The organism is Arthrobacter sp. JCM 19049 (assembly GCF_001310435.1).
The window spans coordinates 1-2,325 of record NZ_BAXF01000350.1 but is presented as its reverse complement, the minus strand read 5'-3'; the positions used below and the strand labels follow the sequence as shown (position 1 = coordinate 2,325).

The 2,325-nt window shown below is 67.5% G+C and carries 1 pseudogene; it reads right to left on the bottom strand.

The features are described from left to right. Window positions 1–190: 190 nt before the first annotated feature. Window positions 191–2,325 (bottom strand): annotated as a pseudogene (locus JCM19049_RS12010) (FdhF/YdeP family oxidoreductase); the annotation flags it as partial.

Below are 2,325 nucleotides of genomic sequence, written 5' to 3'. Positions count from 1 at the left end.
CGTTCATTTCCAGCCCGTCAATCACCGGGTCCAGCAGGGCGCCCAGTGAGGTCACCGCCGGACGCAGGTTCAGCGCCGCCAGGATGAAGGCGATCACCAGCACGGCGGCGAAGCCGCGCGGTGGTGGGGTGGCAGTAGGTTTCATGGGCCTCGATATCAGGTGTGGCGGCGGGGGCGGGGTCTGGCTGGCTCAGCTGTCCAGGGTGGGGCCGGGCTGTTCGGTGTGCGGCACGAAGCGCACCATCATGCCTTGAATCCCGGGGTGTTGGATTCGCGGGCCACCAGGTCCCGGTGCACCAGGCGTTTGCCTCGGGGAAGTACGCTGCGGCGCACCCCTTCGCGGTGGGGTAGGAGATCAGCCGGAAGCGGTTGGCGCGGCGTTCGGTGCCGCGGAACGTGGAGATCACATCCACCAGCTGGCGGTCGGTGAACCCCAGGTCCTGCAGGTCCTGCGGGTGCACCAGCACCACGCGGCGCCCGTCCTTGATGCCCCGGTAGCGGTCATCCACCCCGTAGAAGGTGGTGTTGTACTGGTCGTGGGAACGCATGGTCTGCAGGATCAGGTGGCCTTCGGGGGCGTGCAGGGCCTCGAACCCGCTGACGGTGAAGCGCCCACGCCCAATGTCGGTGGCGAAGGAGCGCGAATCGCGCGGCGGGTTGGGCAGCACGAACCCGTTCTTCTGCCGCACCCGCCGGTTGAAGTCCTCAAACCCGGGCACCACCCGGGAAATATGCTCGCGGATCACGTCATAGTCCTCGGCCATGGCCCGCCAGTTCACCGGATGGTCCTCGCCGAGGATGGCGGTGGCCATGCGCGCCACGATCACCGGTTCGGCCAGCAGGTGCTCGGAGACCGGGCTCAGCCGCCCCTGGGTGGAGTGGATGACGGACATGGAGTCCTCCACGGACAGGAACTGGGCGCCGCCGGGGTGCTTGTCGTCCTTGTCGGTGCGGCCCAGGGTGGGCAGGATCAGGGAGGTCTGCCCGTGCACCACGTGGGAGCGGTTCGGCTTGGTGGAGATGTGCACGGTGAGCTTGGCCCGCTGCATCCCGGCTTCCAACAGCTCGGTCTCCGAATTCGCCAGGGCGAAGTTCCCGCCCATGGAGACGAACACGTCCACTGCGTCGTTCTCGAACGCGTGCAGGGTTTCGGTGGAGTCATACCCGTGCTGGCGCGGGGCGTGAATCCCGAACTCGGTGTCAATGGCCCTCAGCAGCGTTTCGCTGGGCTTCTCCCAGATGCCCATGGTGCGGTCGCCCTGGACGTTGGAGTGCCCGCGCACCGGGCAGGCCCCGGCCCCGGGCTTGCCGAAGTTGCCCTGCATCAACAACAGGTTGATGATCTCCTTCAGCGTCGGCACGGAGTGCGGCTGCTGGGTCAGCCCCAGCGCCCAGCAGAAGATGGTGGCCTTGGAAGCGATCAGCAGCTGGGCGATTTCGGTGATCTGCGCCCGGCTCAGGCCCGTGGCCTGCTCGGTGGCGTCCCAGTCGATGTGCTGGCGGGCCCGGCGGTAGGCTTCAAACCCGTCGGTGGAAGAGTCGATGAAGTCCCGGTCAATGACGCGGCCCGGATCCTGTTCCTCAGCCTTCAGCAGCAGGTGCCCGAACGCCTGGAACAGGGCCAGGTCCCCGCCCACCTTGATCTGCAGGAAGTCGCTGCTGACCTCCTGCGGCCTGCCCAGCATGCCGCCCACGGTCTGCGGGTCCTTGAAGCCGAAGAACCCGGCCTCCGGCAGCGGGTTGACCGCCACCACCCGGGCCCCGCGCTTGCGGGCCTCGGACAGCGCGGAGAGCATCCGCGGGTGGTTGGTGCCCGGGTTCTGGCCCACCACAAAGATCAGTTCGGCATGCTCGAAGTCCTCAAGGGACACGGTGCCCTTGCCGATGCCGATGGTCGGGTTCAGTGCCGAACCGGAGGATTCATGGCACATGTTCGAGCAGTCCGGCAGGTTGTTGGTGCCCAGCGACCGGGCCAGCAGCTGGTACATGAACGCGGTCTCGTTCGCGGTGCGCCCCGAGGTGTAGAAGACGCAGCGTTCGGCCGTGGTGGCGTTCACGTGCTCGGCGACGGTGGCAAAGGCCTGGGACCAGCTGATCGGGGTGTAGTGGGTTTCCCCGGCCCGGATGATCATGGGGGTGGTGATCCGGCCTGGGAGCCGAGCCAGTACTCGGTTTTCTCCCGCAGCACGCTGATCGGGTGCTCGGCCCACCACTGCGGGGTGACCACCCGGGCACTGGCTTCCTCGGCGATGGCCTTGGCCCCGTTTTCACAGAATTCGGCCGGCTTGCGCCGCCCGGTGATCGACTCGGGCCAGGCGCAGCCGG